Source organism: Candidatus Krumholzibacteriia bacterium (assembly GCA_035268685.1).
Classification (GTDB): Bacteria; Krumholzibacteriota; Krumholzibacteriia; order JAJRXK01; family JAJRXK01; genus JAJRXK01.
In genome coordinates, this window is record DATFKK010000190.1 from 1 (window position 1) to 17,143 (window position 17,143).

Annotated in this window: 13 protein-coding genes; 12 read left to right on the forward strand and 1 reads right to left on the reverse strand. The window is 69.1% G+C overall.

The genetic code is table 11. The features are described from left to right. The 3 genes from VKA86_18215 to VKA86_18225 form a co-directional block, all read left to right on the forward strand. A partial coding sequence (locus VKA86_18215) for a hypothetical protein (protein HKK73143.1) occupies positions 1-549 on the forward strand: 549 nt, incomplete at its 5' end. Further along, a complete protein-coding gene (locus tag VKA86_18220; GenBank protein ID HKK73144.1) occupies positions 546-1,811 on the forward strand; it encodes an asparagine synthetase B in 1,266 nt (421 codons plus the stop codon). The genes VKA86_18215 and VKA86_18220, both read left to right, overlap by 4 nt. A gap of 141 nt (positions 1,812-1,952) precedes the next feature. Further along, positions 1,953-2,150 (forward strand): hypothetical protein, encoded by a 198-nt coding sequence (locus tag VKA86_18225; protein HKK73145.1) that lies wholly within the window; start codon positions 1,953-1,955, stop codon positions 2,148-2,150. 11 nt (positions 2,151-2,161) lie between these two features. On the opposite strand, the gene VKA86_18230 is transcribed toward VKA86_18225, so the two are convergent. Continuing rightward, the gene (locus VKA86_18230; protein HKK73146.1) at positions 2,162-2,977 is read right to left on the reverse strand and encodes a type II CAAX endopeptidase family protein; all 816 of its coding nucleotides are present in this window, start codon (positions 2,975-2,977) and stop codon (positions 2,162-2,164) included. An 88-nt stretch (positions 2,978-3,065) separates the two neighbouring features. Here VKA86_18230 and VKA86_18235 point away from each other — a divergent pair, with 88 nt between their 5' ends. From VKA86_18235 to VKA86_18275, 9 genes are all read left to right on the forward strand, one after another. Beyond that, the gene (locus VKA86_18235; GenBank protein ID HKK73147.1) at positions 3,066-4,622 is read left to right on the forward strand and encodes an NAD(P)H-hydrate dehydratase; all 1,557 of its coding nucleotides are present in this window, start codon (positions 3,066-3,068) and stop codon (positions 4,620-4,622) included. Positions 4,623-4,633: 11 nt separating this feature from the next. Then, a complete protein-coding gene (gene tsaD, locus VKA86_18240; GenBank protein HKK73148.1) occupies positions 4,634-5,647 on the forward strand; it encodes a tRNA (adenosine(37)-N6)-threonylcarbamoyltransferase complex transferase subunit TsaD in 1,014 nt (337 codons plus the stop codon). Between the two features lie 235 nt (positions 5,648-5,882). Continuing rightward, positions 5,883-6,857 (forward strand): response regulator, encoded by a 975-nt coding sequence (locus tag VKA86_18245; GenBank protein ID HKK73149.1) that lies wholly within the window; start codon positions 5,883-5,885, stop codon positions 6,855-6,857. Positions 6,858-6,884: 27 nt separating this feature from the next. Continuing rightward, complete coding sequence (locus VKA86_18250; GenBank protein ID HKK73150.1) at positions 6,885-9,917, forward strand: HD domain-containing phosphohydrolase; 3,033 nt, start codon at positions 6,885-6,887, stop codon at positions 9,915-9,917. Next, positions 9,893-10,282 carry a response regulator gene (locus VKA86_18255; protein HKK73151.1) on the forward strand — a complete coding sequence of 130 codons (390 nt, stop codon included), beginning with the start codon at positions 9,893-9,895 and terminating at the stop codon, positions 10,280-10,282. The genes VKA86_18250 and VKA86_18255 overlap by 25 nt, the downstream gene beginning before the upstream one ends. Before the next feature lie 27 nt (positions 10,283-10,309). Further along, positions 10,310-12,877, forward strand: coding sequence for an ATP-binding protein (locus VKA86_18260; GenBank protein HKK73152.1), 2,568 nt, complete (start codon positions 10,310-10,312; stop codon positions 12,875-12,877). After that, positions 12,874-13,254 carry a response regulator gene (locus tag VKA86_18265; protein HKK73153.1) on the forward strand — a complete coding sequence of 127 codons (381 nt, stop codon included), beginning with the start codon at positions 12,874-12,876 and terminating at the stop codon, positions 13,252-13,254. The genes VKA86_18260 and VKA86_18265 overlap by 4 nt, the downstream gene beginning before the upstream one ends. A 75-nt stretch (positions 13,255-13,329) precedes the next feature. Continuing rightward, positions 13,330-15,336: a primosomal protein N' gene (gene priA / locus VKA86_18270; GenBank protein ID HKK73154.1), complete on the forward strand. Its 2,007-nt coding sequence runs from the start codon at positions 13,330-13,332 to the stop codon at positions 15,334-15,336. Positions 15,337-15,755: 419 nt separating this feature from the next. Beyond that, positions 15,756-16,967: a hypothetical protein gene (locus tag VKA86_18275; protein HKK73155.1), complete on the forward strand. Its 1,212-nt coding sequence runs from the start codon at positions 15,756-15,758 to the stop codon at positions 16,965-16,967. Positions 16,968-17,143: the final 176 nt, after the last annotated feature.

The window sequence follows — 17,143 nt, forward strand, 5'->3', positions numbered from 1 at the left end:
GACTTCATGGGCGGTCGGTTGGCCACTGCGCAGGACCGGCTCAAGGCCGTGGCCGCCGAGGCGCCGCGGGCGGGGTACACCAACGACGCCCTGGATCTCGCGCTCGTCCTCGTCGAACACGAGATGTCGGGCGACACCGACGAGGCGTCGCTGCTGCAGTACGGGGCGGCGCTCTACCAGAAGGCCACCCACCAGCCCGACGCCCTGGTCAACACGCTGGTCGAGATCGCCGAGGGCCCCCCGGCCGGCGTGCGCGAGCGCGCGCGGCTCGACCTGGCCCGCCTGGCGCGCGACCGGCGTGATCACGACGAGGCGATCGTCTGGGCTTCGCGCGTGGCCGACGAGGCCGCGATCTCACGCTATGCCGCCCCGGCTCTCGACCTGCAGGGCGAGGTGCTGGAAGAGGCAGGGCGTCCCGAGGAGGCCCTGGCCGTCTACGAACGCCTGGTCCTCGAGCACGAGGGCTACGTGCTCATGGACCGGATCCGCGACCGCGTCCGCGCCCTGCGCGGTGATGGCGACGGTCCGGACGAGGAGGAACTGCCATGAAGCGTCTGTTGTTGTCCGTCCTCGTCGTCCTCACGATCGCAACTCCGGCGACCGCGAACGCCGCGCAGCTGCTCGTGCCCATGGACGAGTCGCAGACGAACCACCTGAAGGCCTACGGACTCGCCTTCAAGGTGCTGAAGAAGGGTCAGCCGATCAGCTGGATGCTCAACTACCGCGGCGGTTCCTTCCTCATGCCGGCGAGCGGCTTCGTCGACGTCGAGGCGCGGCTGATGGGCGTGGAGCTCGAGCGCGTGAGCGCGGCCGACGTGGCCGCGATCCGTCGCACGGTGGCCGACGAGAACATGGACGAGGTCCTGCTCGAGGTCCCGCCGCGGATCGCGATCTACGCCCCGCCCAATCATCAGCCGTGGGACGACGCGGTCACGCTGGCGCTGACCTACGCCGAGATCGAATTCGACACGATCTTCGACACCGACGTCCTCGCCGGGGGGTTGTCGGAATACGACTGGCTGCACCTTCACCACGAGGACTTCACCGGCCAGTACGGGAAGTTCTACATGAATTTCGGGCGCACGCAGTGGTACCAGGAGCAGCAGCAGTTCATGGAAGACCTGGCCGGATCGCTGGGCTTCACCACCGTGCGCGAACTCAAGGGTGCGGTCGCGCTGAGGATCAAGGAGTACGTGTCGGGGGGCGGCTTCATGTTCGCCATGTGCTCGGCCACCGACACCATCGACATCGCGCTGGCCGGTCTGGGCGTGGACTTCGCCCCGTCGGTGTTCGACGGGAGTCCGATCGAGGCCGGATTCTCCGAGCGGCGCCTGAACTACGACAACAGCCTGGCGTTCGAGAACTTCCGACTCCAGACCGATCCGGCCGTCTACGAGTACAGCGACATCGACACGAGCAACTACGCGTCGATGCGCGGGGCCGAGGCCGACTACTTCACGCTGTTCGAGTTCAGCGCGAAGCACGACCCCGTCCCGACCATGCTCACGCAGAATCACCGCAACGTGATCAACGGTTTCCTGGGTCAGACCACCGGGTTCCAGCGGCGTGTGCTCAAGGAGCACGTGACGGTACTGGCCGAGGTCGAGGGGACCGACGAGATCCGCTACCTGCACGGCAACCTCGGGCGCGGGACCTTCACCTTCTACGGCGGTCACGACCCCGAGGACTACACGCATCAGGTCGGCGATCCACCCACCGACCTCGATCTGCACCCCGACAGTCCGGGCTATCGGTTGATCCTGAACAACATCCTGTTCCCCGCGGCCAAGAAGAAACCGCAGAAGACCTGACCCTCTCCGGCGTCGAGTTCGCTTGACACGCCGAACAGGGGCTCCGGATACTCGTCGGGCCCCACGCTGCCCACGCCCGTGGGCGGTCTCGTCGGGAGGAGGTGAGCGATCCGGACTCCGGGGGGCACGTCCGGATCGTCGATGGTGAGTCAGATCGAGAACGGGTTTCCGGACTGCCTGAAGTGCAAGACGGGTGTCCTGCTACCCCTCAGCGACTACGGACGCGACGGCGCGCCGATCCATTTCAAGGCCTGGGTCTGCAACAACCCCGAGTGCGGCTTCAACATCCGGATCGACAACGGTGAGGTCAGCCTGGGACGGTCACCCCAACTCCGCTGATCGGACGCGAGTCAGTCGTCGTCGGGCGGCGGATCGTTCCAGGCTCGCACGCACCGGAGCCGGCCGTAGGCGGCCCAGCCCACGGCGAGTGCGCAGACGGCCCCGAATGCGGCGACGTCGGTCGGCAGGTCCGGCAACGTGGTCCCGTGCGCATAGATCAGCAGGATCGTCAGGTTGTAGGCGGCGTGCAGGATCAGCGGCGCGAGCAGCGAGCCCGTGGCCTCGAACACCAGTCCGAGGAACAGGCCCACCAGCAACAGGCTGGCCAGGTTCCACTGCTGTCCGTGCCAGATCGCGAAGACGGCGCCCGTGAACACGATCGCGGCGGTGCGCCCGGTGGCCGTGCGAGCGGCCTGCTGCACCATGCCCCGGAAGACGATCTCCTCGGCGAGCGGCCCGATCACCACCACCGAGAGGATCGCCAGCACCCACTGTCCGCCGTTGGTCGGGATCGAGCGCTCCACCGCGTCCAGGTACTCGGGAGGCGGCGGGACGAGCTGCTGGTTCCACGTGGCCAGGGCCAGCACCGCGGGCACGATGGCGATCGTGATGCCGACCAGCCACAGGATCTGCGGCGGGGGAAGGGGGGCCACGCGCAGGGTCTCGCCCACTCCGACGCCCTGACGACCGAGGTAGAGCAGGGGAAGAGCGATCATCCCGGCGAGATTCGCCCCGATGCTCACCACGTGGATCGGGGCCTCGTCGAAGGCGACGGTCACGATCATCGCCACCAGGTAGGACGAGGCGACGGCCCCCATGCCGATGGCCAGGATCTGACCGGGGGACCGCAACGAGAAGAGATCGGCTCTGTCCGGTGGAGTCGTCATGCCTAGACTGTAACCGCAGACGTGGATCGAGGCTCGGGTCGACCGAACCGCCCCGGGACCTCGGGGGCGAAAGGATGCGAGCGTGTACGTGACCGACACCGCGACCGTGCGCCGCGTGGACGCGGTCACGATCGAGACCGGGACTCCCGGCTACGAACTCATGGAGCGCGCAGGGCGTTCGGCGGCCACGATCCTGCGCGTGGATCCGCGGCCGCGCCGGGGAACGACCCTTGTCGTCTGCGGCAAGGGCAACAACGGCGGCGACGGCCTGGTCGTCGCGCGCGAACTGCACCTGGCCTTCGACCGTGTGGTGGTCGCGCTGGTCGACGACGACCTCGACGGCGATGCCGGTCGCGCCCTCGCCGATGCCCGCGCGGCCGGGGTGCGTGTCGAGCTGCTCGGAGACGATCCGGCGGCGTGGCTCGATACCCTGCACGAGCGATTCCCGGGGGACGTGGTCGTCGACGCCGTGTTCGGCACGGGGCTCCGCCTGCCGCTGCGTGCGCCCTACGCCTCGCTGGTCGGCCGTCTCGGCGCGCTCGGCCGCCGCGTGTTCGCACTGGACGGCCCGAGCGGCCTGGACGGCGACAGCGGCGAGGTCGATCCGAACTGCCCGGTCGCCGACACCTCCGTGAGCTTCGGGCTCATGAAGTGGGGCATGGTGCTGAAGCCGGGCCGTCGCCACTGCGGCACGCTGCACCTCGTGGATCTGGGCTTCGACCGCGAGACCGTCGAGGCCCAGCTCGACGCCGCGACGGACGCGGCACACCACGTCGACGCCGAACTGGTTGCCGGCTGGTGGCCTCGGCGCGCGATGGACGCCCACAAGTACCGTGCGGGATCGGTCTTCGCCGTGGGCGGATCGGTGGGCATGTCCGGCGCGATGGTCCTGGGCTGCAACGCCGCCTACCGCACCGGGGCGGGACTGGTCGAGGCCACGGTCCCGCGGTCGGTCGCGTCGGCGGTCGACACGCAGTGCGTCGAGACCCTGGTGCATCCCGCGGCAGAGACCGATCAGGGGGGGCTGGCCGACTCTCTCCTGCCCGGTCTGGTGGAGCGGTCCGCCCGACACCGCGCGGCGCTGATCGGCCCGGGCGCGGGGCCCGACCATGAGACGGCGACCCTGCTCATGGAACTGATCTCCGAGGTCGACCTGCCCATGGTCGTCGACGCCGACGGTCTGAACGCGTCGAGCCGCACGAATCGTCCGCACGAGTTCGGTCCGGACACCGTCATCACTCCGCACAGTGGAGAGCTCGCGCGATTGATCGACGTTCCCGCTGCCGACATCGAGAGCGACCGCCGTCGCTGGGTCCGTGAGGCCGCCCGCCGTCTGCGGGCGACCGTCCTGCACAAGGGGGCGCCGAGCTTCGTCGCCCACCCCGACGGCCGACTGGCGGTGATCGGCTCCGGAGGCCCGGAACTGGCGTCGGCGGGGACCGGGGACGTCCTCGCCGGGGCGGTGGCCGCGCTGCTCGCGGCCGGACTCGGCCCGTTCGAGGCCGCCTGCGCCGCGGCCTTCGTCCACGGCGACGCCGGGGCACGGGCGGCCGCGCGCTGTGGAACGTCCGGCGTGATGGCCCGTGACGTCCTCGACGAACTCGCACCCGCGGTCCGCGCGCTCGAGCTGCGGCGCGTGCCCTGAGGGCGGACGCGGTGAAGGTCCTGGGGCTCGAGACGAGTTGCGACGACACCAGTGTCGCCTGCGTCGACGACGGAGGGGTGCGCTCGAATCTCGTGAGCAGCCAGATCTCCCTGCACGACCACTTCGGCGGCGTGGTCCCCGAACTGGCATCACGGGCGCACGTGCGCAACGTGCTGCCGGTGGTCGACGCCGCCCTCACCGAGGCCGGATGGACCCTGCGCCACGTCGAGGCCGTGGCCGCCACCGCCGGACCCGGCCTGATCGGCGCCGTGCTCACCGGGCTGACCGCGGCCAAGGCCCTGGCCTGGGCGCTCGAGGTGCCCTTCGCCGGCGTTCACCACATCGAAGCGCACATGCTGGCCAACGGCATCGACGCGCCCATGCCCCTGCCCGCGCTCGTCCTCGTCGTGAGCGGTGGACACACCGAGCTCGTGTGGGTCGAGGCGCCGGGGCGCTATCGTCGGCTCGGCGCCACGCGCGACGACGCCGCCGGCGAGACCCTCGACAAGGCGGCCAAGCTGATGGGGCTGGGCTATCCGGGGGGACCCGAGATCCAGCGCCTGGCCGCCGAGGGGCGGCCCGGTCGTGTCGAACTGCCGCGCGCCCTGCCGGGTCGGACCGATCTGGACTTCTCCTTCAGCGGGCTCAAGACCGCCGTTCGGCTCCATCTCGAGTCGCTCGGCCCGGCTCTCGGCGCACAGGGACTCGCCGATCTGGCCCACGGGCTCCAGGCCGCCGTGGTCGACGTGTTGGTGTCGAAGACCGAGCGGGCTCTGGACCTGCTCGAGGTCCCGCCCGCCGGACTCTGCCTGGCCGGAGGGGTCGCCGCCAATGGCCCCCTGCGCGCGCGCTTCGCCGATCTGGCCCGCGCACGGGGGCTCGCCTTCACCCCACCGCCGCTGCCCTACTGCACCGACAACGCGGCCATGGTCGCGTGGACGGGTCGTCTGCGGCTCCTCGAGCGCGGCGGCGACCCTCTCGACCTGCGCGCCTTCGCGCGGGGCATCGTCCGCTCCTGGGACTGAACGTCCACGGCGATCCTGGCGCGTTCCCTGCTGCTGCTCCGGACGACGCCGCCCGCGCCGAACCTCCGAGGGGGTCCGAGGCCTCGACTTCGCTGCCCGTTCCGGTCGGTTCGTGGTGCCAAGGCGTTGCACGACAACCAGTTGAGTGGCTTCGCCGCCCGGTGCGTCCGTCCTGTCGGCCGTTCACTCTCGCGGGCGGGGATTTCCCATTCTGCGCGGCACATCGAGGCTCCGGGTGAAAGAACGCATCCTCATCGTCGACGACGAGCCCCACATCCGCCGGATCCTGACCTTTCTGCTCGAACAGCAGGGATACCAGGCTCTCACCGCGCGTGACGGGGCCGAGGCCCTCGAGATGGCGCGATCCGAAATGCCCGATCTCGTCCTGCTGGACCTCATGATGCCCCGCATGGACGGCTTCGAGGTCTGCGATCGCCTACGGGCCGACTTCGCCACGGCCCAGATCCCGGTGATCATGGTCACGGCCAAGGGCGAGGTCACCGACAAGGTGCGGGGGCTGCAGGGCGGCGCGAACGACTACCTGACGAAGCCCTACGACAACAAGGAACTCATCGCCCGCGTCCAGAACGTGCTGACCTGGAGCCAGACCCAACGGCAGGCGAACCCGCTCACGGGGCTGCCGGGCAACCAGGCGATCGAGCAGCAGTTGCAGGAGCTGATCCAGGGACGCGAGCCCTTCGCGTTCATGTACGTCGACCTCGACAACTTCAAGGCCTTCAACGACTGCTACGGCTACCAGCAGGGCGACCGGGTGATCCGGTTCACCGCCGACCTCCTGCGCCACTGCTCCGCCGAGGTCGGTACGCCCACCGATTTCATCGGACACATCGGGGGCGACGACTTCTGTGTGATGACCGCCCACGACACGGGTGAGGTCCTCGGACAACGCATCGCCGACCGATTCGGCGAGGAGTTCACGCAGATGCTCGAGCCCGTGGACCTGTCGCGCGGTCACCTGGAGGTCCGGACGCGGCAGGGTGGTCTGCAGAGGGTGCCCTATCCGACCGTGACCATCGCCCTGGTGCTCGACGCAGGCGGAGAGTTCGAGCACTGGGCCCGCGTGGGCGATGCCGCGGCCGAGCTGAAGGCCTTCGGAAAGTCCCTGAAGGGCAACGTCGTGGTCAAGGAACGGCGCCAATCCGCCGATTCCGAATCCGTAGAACCGCCCCTCGCCGAGGGCCCGGCCTGATCCGCCGGGCCAGGAGCGCCGAGGTCCATGACGAGCCTGGTCCGTAGCTACCGCAACTTCCGCTTCCTCGTCCGCAGCGTGCGCTGGGTCGAGCTGGCGATCTGCGCGGTGATCGTCGTGTTCGCGCACGAGGTCGCCGGTCTGCAATTCGACCTCGGGCCGGTGGCCGCGGTGTTCGGGCTGGGACTCCTGTGGAACTGGGGCTTCTGGTACGCGGGTCGGCGGCACCTCCTGCACGAACGCGGGGCCGAGGGGGCCAAGCTGCTCGTGTGGAGCTGGATCGTGGCGGACGTGGTCACGAACCTGTTGGTGATCACCTTCACCGGCGGTATCGCGAGTCCCTTCCTGTTCTTCCTGGCCTTCCCGGTGGTGCTCAGCACGGTCGCGGTGGGGCGGGCGCGGGCCAGCTACGGCGTCGCGCTCGGCTCGGTGCTGGGTCTGGCTGCGATCTGGGGCATGGATCGAGCCGGCACGATCCCGCACTTCAGCGCCTATCCTCCGAGCACCGAGGAGCTCCTGCTCGACCCGAAGGTCTCGCTGTCCCTGCTCGGAGTCCTGGCCGTCACGCTCATGGGCCTGGCCTACTCGATCCATCGCTTCCGCCCGAACTTCTTCGGGTTCCAGGACCAGATGCGCGAAGGTCGCTTCCGCTTCGACGGGTTCCACGCCAGCAACCTTCGCGAGCTCGCCCTCGACGACGTCCAGGCGGTGGGGCCAGAGGACCTGCTCGAGGAGGCGGTGCAAGGACTGACCCTGCACGACAACGTGGCCTTCGGTGCCGCGGTGGTGCTCCCGGCGGGCAGCGACACGGTCGGCGGTGAACCCGGCAGCGCCTGGCACCTGGGACTGACCCGCCAGCGCGTGGTCAGTACCACCCGGCGTCAGGTCATTCCCACGTGGAGCGAGTTCGAGGCCGAACGCAGCGGTCTGTTCGAGAGTCTGAACGGTGCCGAGCCTGGGGACCTGTTCGAAGGTCCCTTCGAGGTCCTGCGGCGTGACGGTCTGTTCCCGCACTTCGACGACGCGGACAGCTACCTGGCGACGGCGGTCGGACAGAACGGACGGCCGGTGGTGATGCTGGTGGCCGGTCTGCGGCACCCGATCGAGGATCGCAGCGGACTCGTCCTGCACCTGCTGAACATCGCCGCCCAGCTGCGGCCGTTGCTGGTGGCCGAGTCGCGCCTGTCGCAGATGCGCGGCGAACTCACCGAGCTGCACAACGAGAACGAGGCCCTGAGTCGGGCGAACAAACTGCAGAGCGATTTCGTCAGCATCGCCAGTCACGAGCTCAAGACGCCGCTGACGGCGATCGGTGCCTACACCGACGCCCTGCTCATGAACGTCGAGAACGTCGACTTTCCCGAGCGGCGCGAGTTCCTGTCGGTGATCCGGCAGGAGAACGACCGTCTGCTGCGCATGGTGAACCGGATCCTCGACTTCTCGCAGATCGAGTTCGGCAACCGCACCCTGCAGCGGACCGCGATCTCCCTGGTGGACCTGATCGACGATTCGATCACGACGTTGCTCCCCCAGCTCGAGCGCAAGGACCAGCGTGTCGACGTGCAGGCCGAGGCCGACATGGCGGCGGTGGAGATCGACGCCGACCTGATGAAGCAGGTCTTCCTGAACCTGATCGGCAACGCCGCGAAGTTCAGTCCCGAGGACAGCACGATCACGGTGAGCGCGCGCGAGGAAGCCACCTCGATCGTCGTCCGCGTGCAGGACGAGGGCCCAGGGATCCCCGACCACGAGATCCCGCACATCTTCAAACAGTTCTACCGCGTGCGGCGCGAGCAGCAGGACAACTCCGAGGGCAGCGGCCTGGGGCTGACCATCGTCAGCAACATCGTCGAGATGCACGGCGGGCGGATCGAAGTCGAATCGAGGCCCGGCGAGGGTGCGTCGTTCCGGTTCCGGCTGCCGAAGCAGCAGTGCGTGAACGAGGAACGCACCACGGTCCTCGGCGACGTCACCCGCCGCGCCGAGTTCCAGCACCTCATGCGGCTGCTGGTCCGCATGCTCGCCGACTACATGAGCTGTAAGATCGTGTCGGTCATGCTGTTGTCGCACGACCGGAGCGAGCTGAGCATCCAGGTGTCCTACGGTCTCGAGGAAGAGGTCGTGAAGTCGGCGCGCGTGCCGATCGGACAGGGGATCGCGGGTCGGGTGGCCGCCACCGGACGGCCGTTGCTGATCGAGGACATCGAAGAGCAACGGGAAGCGGTCCCGGTGGGCCGGGACAATCACCCGCAGTACGAAACCAAGTCGCTGATCAGCGTGCCGCTGAAGCTCGACGGCGAGGTCGTCGGGGTCGTCAATTGCAACAACAAGGTGAGCGGCGAGTCCTTCTACCCCGACGATCTGTCGTTGCTGGTCACCCTGACCGACAAGGTCGTGCACGCCCTGGGGCGGGCGCTGCGCTACGAGGACGTGCGCGACGAGCTCGAGCGTACCGTCGATGCGCTCGAAGCCCTGCTGCGGCTCCAGCACGAGGGTGTGGGAACGTCACGGCGGGCGGCGCGCCTGGCCATGGACCTGGGCCGGCGGTTGGGCCTGACCCGCCGTCAGATCCTGGCCCTGCAGTACGCCTGCCTGATCCACGACGTGGGCATGACGGCCATCGACTCGACGATCGTCCGCAAGGCCGGTCCGCTCACCGAGCAGGAGCGCGAGATCGTCGAGAGCCATCCGGGGCAGGGGGTCGACCTGCTCGAGCCCTTCCTGTCGGCCGACGATCTCGACGAGATCGTCCGCTACCACCACGAACGCGTCGATGGCACCGGATACCCCTCGGGTCTGACCGGTGAACACATCCCGCTGCCGGCGCGGATCCTCGCGATCGTCGACGCCTACGACGCCATGACCAGCGACCGCGCGTGGCGTGGAGCTCGGAGTCCGGCGGAAGCCGCCGCGGAACTGATCGACAACGCCGGCACGCAGTTCGACGCCGAGGTCGTGCAGACCTTCCTCGACGTGCTGGCCGAGAACGCCGAACTCTCCCGACGCGAGTACATGCGTCTGAAGGAAGACCAGACATGGCTGCACCTCGCATCCTCGTAGTCGACGACGAACAACCGTTGGCCCGCATCCTGTCGTTCGCCCTGCAGAACGAGGGGTGCTCGGTCGAGGTGGCGAGCGACGGGATCGACTGCATGAACAAGATCGCGCGTTTCGAGCCCGATGCCGTGCTCATGGACATCATGATGCCCAAGCTCGACGGGCTCGAGACGATCCGTCTGCTGCGACAGAACCATCTTCACCGTGGGGTGACGATCATCGCCATCAGTGCCAAGGCGGCACCGGTCGCTCAACAGGCAGCGCTGGACGCCGGCGCCGATCTGTTCATCAAGAAGCCCTTCCAGATCGCCCGCGTGGTCGAAGACGTCATGCAGCGTCTGACCGCGGGCGACTCCTCCGGCCGCTGACGCGCCCGACGAACGGGGAAGACCGTCGTGTCCTTCGTCCACCTCGCCGGTTTCTACGACACGCTCGGGCTCGTGGTGATCGGGGCCGTCGTCGTGGTGGGTCTGGTGTCGAGGGCGCGCGGTGTGTGGTCCCGAAACACGTACCTCGCTGGCACCGACGGAGAGCCTCGGCTCCGCCCCGTGGACGAGGCCACCCTGGCCGACACGATGCTCGGGCTGACCACCGCCACCGAGCAGGGGGCGGTCCTGAACGGTCTCGCCCGCGACGTGCACGAGCACTTCGGGCTGGCCGGTGTGGTCGTCCGCGTGCGCAACACGAGGGCCCGCATCTTCGAGGCGCGAGCCTTCGCCGGGCTCGACCCCGAGGACGTGGCGCGGGTGAGCACCTTCGACGTTCCGGTCGAGGACTTCGAGGAACTCACCCGGGGCGCGTCGGTCGTGGGACGCTGCTTCTTCGTCCCCGCCGATGATCCGCATTGGTCCGACCACGTCGGGATGGTGGATTCGGTGGCCGGGGACGGTGTCCTGGTGGTTCCCTTCCACGACGAGCGCGAGGAAACCCTGGGCTATCTCCGTGCGAGTACGCGCAGCGATCCCGATGTCCGCGTGGCGGCGCAGATCCGAATGCTGGTGGCGGCCGCTGCGTCGGGGCTGGCGTCGGCGCGTCTGCGATCCATGCTGGAACGGCGAGAACTCGAGTACGCGATCGTGAGCGAACGACTGCGCGAGGCGCACGGTCTGCGCGACAACTTCGTGGCCAACGTGAGCCACGAACTGCGCACCCCGTTGACCTCGGTCAAGGCCTACGCCGAGACCCTCGCCCGCGGGATCGACGACATGGACGCCGCCACACGGCGTGAGTTCGTGGGTGTGATCGAGCACGAGGCCGCGCGCCTCGACCAGATCTTCGACGACCTGCTGGACGTCGCCCACCTCGAGGGCAGGGCGCGGCGTGTGGTGCACGATCGCATCGATCTGCGCGATCTCGCCCGAACCGTGGCCTCCGACCAGCACGACGACCTGGTGGGCGCCGGTCTCGACCTGCGTGTCTACGGACCCGAGAGCCCCGTGTACGTCCAGGGCGACGCCGATGGTCTACGCCAGGTCCTGTACCACCTGCTCGACAACGCGCGCAAGTTCACACCCGAGGGTGGACGGGTGCGCGTGGAACTGCACGAGGACGGAGGGTCGGCCGTCGTGACGGTCGAGGACACCGGGATCGGCATCCCCGAACCCGAGCGGCACCGGGTGTTCGAGCGCTTCTACCAGGTCGACGGCTCGGCCACGCGCTCCGTCGGTGGTCAGGGGCTCGGGCTCGCCCTGTGCCACGACGTGGTCGGCTGGCACCACGGCCGCATTCGGATCGAGGAGGGCGCGGAGGGGGGTGTGCGGATCGTCGTGCAGTTGCCGCTGCGTGGGCTCGTGGTGCGACAGGTGGCCGACGATCCGGCTGCCGATCCGGCCGAACGCATGCAGTGGGAGTCCTTCCTCGGGCTGGCGACCCATCTGGTGAGCGAACTCACGCGGACCCGGGTCGCATCGGTGATGCTCGTCGACGAACTCTACTCGGTGTTGAGGATCGAGGCGGCGGTCGGGCTCGACGAGGACGTGGTGCAGAACACCATGGTGGGGCCGGGCGAGGGCGTCGCGGGTCAGGTCTGGGAACGCGGAGAATCGGTTCTGGCGCCGGATCTCGACGAGGACGTGCGGTTCTCCGGTCTGCGCGACGACGTGAACTACGAGCGGCGCAGTCTCCTGAGTGTCCCTCTGCTCTGGCAGGGGCGGACGGTCGGAGTCCTGAACGTCAACGTGAAGCACGACGGGTCGGCCTTCGACGACGACGATCGTCTGCTGCTCGAGGCCCTGGCCGAGCGTCTGGTCGTGGCGCTGGATCGCTTCGAGCGGTTCCGGGCCGGATTCCAGCGACTGGCGGCGGTCGAGAGCGGGGTGCGGGCCATGCTCGACGTGGGCCGCGAGCGTCAGTCCGCGATCCGCGAGCTGTTCGCGAAGGTCGGTGTGACCACCGGTCGACGGCTGGGGCTGGACGAAGAGCAGCTCCGATCGTTGGCCTACGCGTTGCGCACCTACGACGTGGGCCTGAACGAGATCAGCGGACGGATCCTGCGCAAGGTCACGCCGCTGAGCCGCGACGAGCGGCAACGGATCGAGGAGCACGTCCGGCTCGGCGCGGAGCTCGTGGCCGACCTCGAGCCCTCGCCGCAGGTGCGGAAGCTCATCCTGCACCACCACGAGAACGTCGACGGCAGCGGGTACCCCGATGGCCTTCGCGGCGAGGCGATTCCCGTGGGGGCACGCATCGTGCGTCTGGTCGACGTGCTGAGCGCTCTGCTGCAGGACCGGCCGTTCCGCAGTGCGGTGCCGCTGGGGCCGGCGATCGGACTCGTCGAGGAGGGCGTCGGGCAGGCCTACTGCCCGCGGGTGACGCCGGTCTTCCTCGAGGTGGTCGACGAGAACGCGTCCCGTATCCGAGAAGTCCTGGCGCCGGTGACCGCGGAGTCGCCGGCCGAGATCGAACTGCAGCTGCCGACGGCAGCGGTCGAGACAGGGTCGCCGACCCGGAACGGTGGATCATGAGCAAGAGCATCCTGGTCGTCGACGACGAGATGTACATCGTCAACATCCTGGATTTCACCCTGGCCACCGAGGGGCTGCGGGTGATCACCGCGGCCAACGGCGAGGAAGCGCTGCGGCAGGCGATCGAGAACCCACCGGACCTCGTGATCCTGGACGTCATGATGCCGAAGATCGATGGCTTCGAGGTCTGCCGGGCGCTCAAGGCCAAGGACGAGACCAAGGACGTCCCGGTGATCCTGCTCACGGCCAAGGATCGTGATTCCGACCGGGAGAAGGGCCGGGAGGCCGGTGCGGACCTGTACGTGACCAAGCCCTTCAGTCCGACCCGTCTGCTCGAGGACGTGCGCTCCCTGTTGCAGATGCCGACCGTGGACTGAGCCGGCGGCGCGACGCCGGGCGCGCGAGGGCCTATACTGCCGGCCATGGACGCGTCCGCCCCGGAACCGGCCGGCGTGGACCCGGCGAGCGAACCGCGCTTCGTCGAGGTCGCGCTCGACCTTCCCGTTCCCAAGACCTTCACCTATCGCGTCGCCCCCGGACAGCGTGTCGCCGAGGGCTCGGCCGTGCGTGTGCCCTTCGGGCCGCGCAAGCTCGTGGGCGTGGTGGTCGGGGTGTCCGACTCCGCCGAGGTGCCCCGCGTGCGGGACGTGCTCGAGGTCCTCGACCCCGTCTACACGGTTCCGGAGCCGGTGCGCCGCCTCGCCCGGGACGTGGCGCGGTACTACGCATGCACCGAGGGAGAGGCCCTGCGCCCGACCCTGCCGCCGCGCCCCGGCACGAAGGGCCGGCGCTCGCCCTTCGATCCCGAACCCGACGCCACGGCCGACACCGGGCCGGAACTCACGGCGCCCCAACGGGACTGCGTGGAGCGGGTGGCGCCCGCCGTGGACACCGGACGCTTCGAGAGCTTCCTCCTGCAGGGAGTGACCGGCAGCGGCAAGACCGAGGTCTACCTGCGTCTGATCGCCCGGGCCCTCGAGCGGGGCCGCGGCGCGTTGCTGCTGCTGCCCGAGATCGCGCTCACGCCGCAGACGCTGCGACGACTGCGGAGGCGCTTCCCGGGGGAGGTCGCTCCGTACCACAGCCGGCTCTCGCACGGTGAGCGCTGCGCCGTCTGGGAAGCCGCCGCGCGCGGTGAGGTCCGCGTGGTGGTCGGTCCGCGCAGTGCCGTGTTCGCCCCGGTGCGCGACCTCGGACTGATCGTCGTCGACGAGGAACACGAGTCCAGCTACAAGGCCGACGATCGCCCCCGTTTCCACGGACGCGACGTCGCCCTGTTGCGGGGTTCGGAGGAATCGGTTCCGGTGATCCTGGGTTCGGCCACCCCCAGCCTCGAGACCGAACACAACGCCCGCGAGGGCAAACACGTGCGCCTCCGCCTCGACGATCGCGTCGGTGCGGTCGGAGGCATGCCCGAGGTGCGGATCGTCGACCGTCGTAGGGATCGCCGTGACGCGCGCGAACCGCTGGGCCGTGAGCTGGCCGGCGCGATCGAAGCAGCCCTGGGGCGTGGCGAGCAGGCCATCGTCTTCCACAACCGGCGCGGTTTCGCTCGCTACGTCCAGTGCTTCTCGTGCGGCGACGTGGTCGAGTGCCCCCGCTGCGACATCAGCCTGACCCTCCACCTGCAGGGCGACCGCCTGCGCTGCCACTACTGCGGCTACTCGCGCCGGCGCCCGGAGACCTGCGACGCGTGCGGGGCCGAGGTCCTCGACCCGCGCGGTGCCGGCACGCAGAGGGTCGAGTTGGCGCTCGAGGCCCGCTTCGGCGAGGCGCGGATCCTCCGTCTGGACCAGGACAGCACCAGCGGCCGCGACTCGCACCGGAAGATCCTCGATCGCTTCGGCCGTGGCGAGGCCGACATCCTCGTGGGGACGCAGATGGTGGCGAAGGGGCTGCACTTCCCCCGGGTGACGGTGGTCGGGGTGGTCGACGCGGACCAGGGCCTGCACTTCCCGGACTTCCGCGCGCACGAACGCATCTTCCAGCTCCTGACCCAGGTGGCCGGACGCAGTGGGCGCGGCGACCCGGGCCTGGTGGTCGTCCAGACCTTCGATCCGGAACACCGGGTGCTCCGGCGCGTCCGGGAACACGACGTCGACGGTTTCCTGGCCGAGGAGTGGGAGGAACGCCGCGCGCTCGGGTACCCGCCCCATCGACGCCTCGCGGCGGTGACGGCCACCGCGCCCGACGAGGCGCGTCTCGACCGGGTCCTGGAGCACCTGGCGCAACTCCTTCGCGCAGGACTGCCCACCGACGAGGTGCAGGTCCTGGGTCCGGCCCGGGCCGTGTTGCCGCGGATCAACCGACGCCACCGCGGACAGATGCTCCTGAAGGGGCGCCTGGGGGCCGAACGGAAGGCGTGGGTTCTCGACCGCCTGGCCCGTACGCGGGAAGAGGTGGCGGGGGGGCGCGCGGTCGACCTGGCCCTCGACGTCGACCCACTGCACCTGCTCTGAACCTGCTCTGATGCCCGGATCACGGAAGTGGCGGTGGGGCCAGCGGTTGACACGTGCCGGCACGAAGGCTATACGTTTAAGCACCGAAACCGGCACGATGGCCTCCGGAAATCGTGTCCGGCCTCCGAACTGGCCGCCGTGCCGAATCTGCACTTCCCGCTCCAGCCCAACGCCGTCGCGACCCCCGTCCCCGCGGCCTTCTCGCCCTCGGACGGGATTTCGATCGATCGACGCCGTGGTCCGGTTTCCGCGGGACCTTCCCGCCGAGCCCTCCACGTGTCGACCGACGAGCCGTAGCGGCGGGGCGACCCGAACGCGTCCGTTGCAACGGCGTCCCCACCACCCGTTCGCTCGAATCGTTCGCCGGAGACGTCCGCATGAGCGTCCGCCCGAAGTACGGACACAAGGAGTTTCTTACGATGCGCAGGACCGTCCACCTGGTGGCCTGGGCCCTGGTGCTGACCACGACCGTTCTGGTCGGCTGCAAGTCGGCCTGGGTCAGCTCGGGTCTGATCTATCGCGAGCAGCAGGGTGACTACGCCAAGGCCGAAGAGATGTTCAAGCGCGCCATCGACCGCAGTCGCGGCACCGAGGCGATCGCGTTCTACGAATTGGCGAACACGCTCGTCTACCGCGTCGAGAACGAACACCTGGCCAACGGCGAGATCGACTCGGCGCGCATCAAGATGAAGCTCGCCCACGACAGCTACATGAAGGCGGCCGAGCTGGAGCCCGAGGAATACCGCTTCGATCCCGACGCCGAGACCGAAGAGGAACGGCGTGTGGTGGAGACCGCGATCCAGTCGGCCTACGCGCGTATGTTCAACGGTGCCGTGCAGCGGATGAACAGTGGCCGCATCGACGAGGCGATCACCTGGTTCGATATCGCCTATCTCGCCGACCCGCGCGGCGCTTCGGGCTTCGAGGCGGCTCTACTGCGCAACCAGCTACGCTACAACCAGGTGGTGGACGAGGGCGGCACCGATCCCGACCCGGAGCGGCTGCTGGCCATCCTCGCGGACCTCGACCAGCTGGAGGTCGATTCCGAATGGGAGGCATCGGCCGAGAAGAAGGCCGAGCTGGTGAACGCGAAGGCGCGGATCCTGCGTGGGCTGGGTCGTGAGAGCGAGGCCACCGCTCTGTACGAGGGGATGCTCGCCGACGACCCGAACAACATCGAGCTCCTGCAGCAGGTGGCGCGTGCGCGCCAGGCCGAGGGTGAGTACGTCCCGAGCGCCCGGCTGTACGAGCGGGCCTTCGAAGCCGCACTCGACGACCCCGAGCGCGACGACGACCTGCGTTTCGAGATGGGCTACTTCGCCATGAACGGTTACGTGCGCGGGGAATCCTACGAGAACGTTCTGCGCATGGTCGAGCGGACCCGTCAGTTCGCCGACACGAACGAACGGCGTTCGCGTCTGGCTCGGGCCAAGGCGCGTGCCCACTACGAACTCGAGGAATACGAGCAGGCCGTCGCTGCGATCGAGCCCGTCGTGCAGGACGGTGGCTACGACCCGAACAACATCGAGGCCTGGCAGATCTACTACCTGGCGCTCAACCAGGCCGGGCGCGTCGAAGAGTCCCAGGCGGCTCGCGAGCGCTTCGTCGCCCTGCGTGACGGAACCAGCTGAGCCGCCGGCTCAGGTCCAGTCTCTTTCCCGCGGGTGATCCGGCTCCGGCCGGATCGGCCCGCCCCCAGCCATCGAAAAGCCCACTCGCAAGAAGAAGCGCAGTTCGCGGACCCGCAGAGCGTCGCAGACGTCCTCGGCGCCGCGCGACGCCGTGCCCGTCGACAAGGCCCAGGACG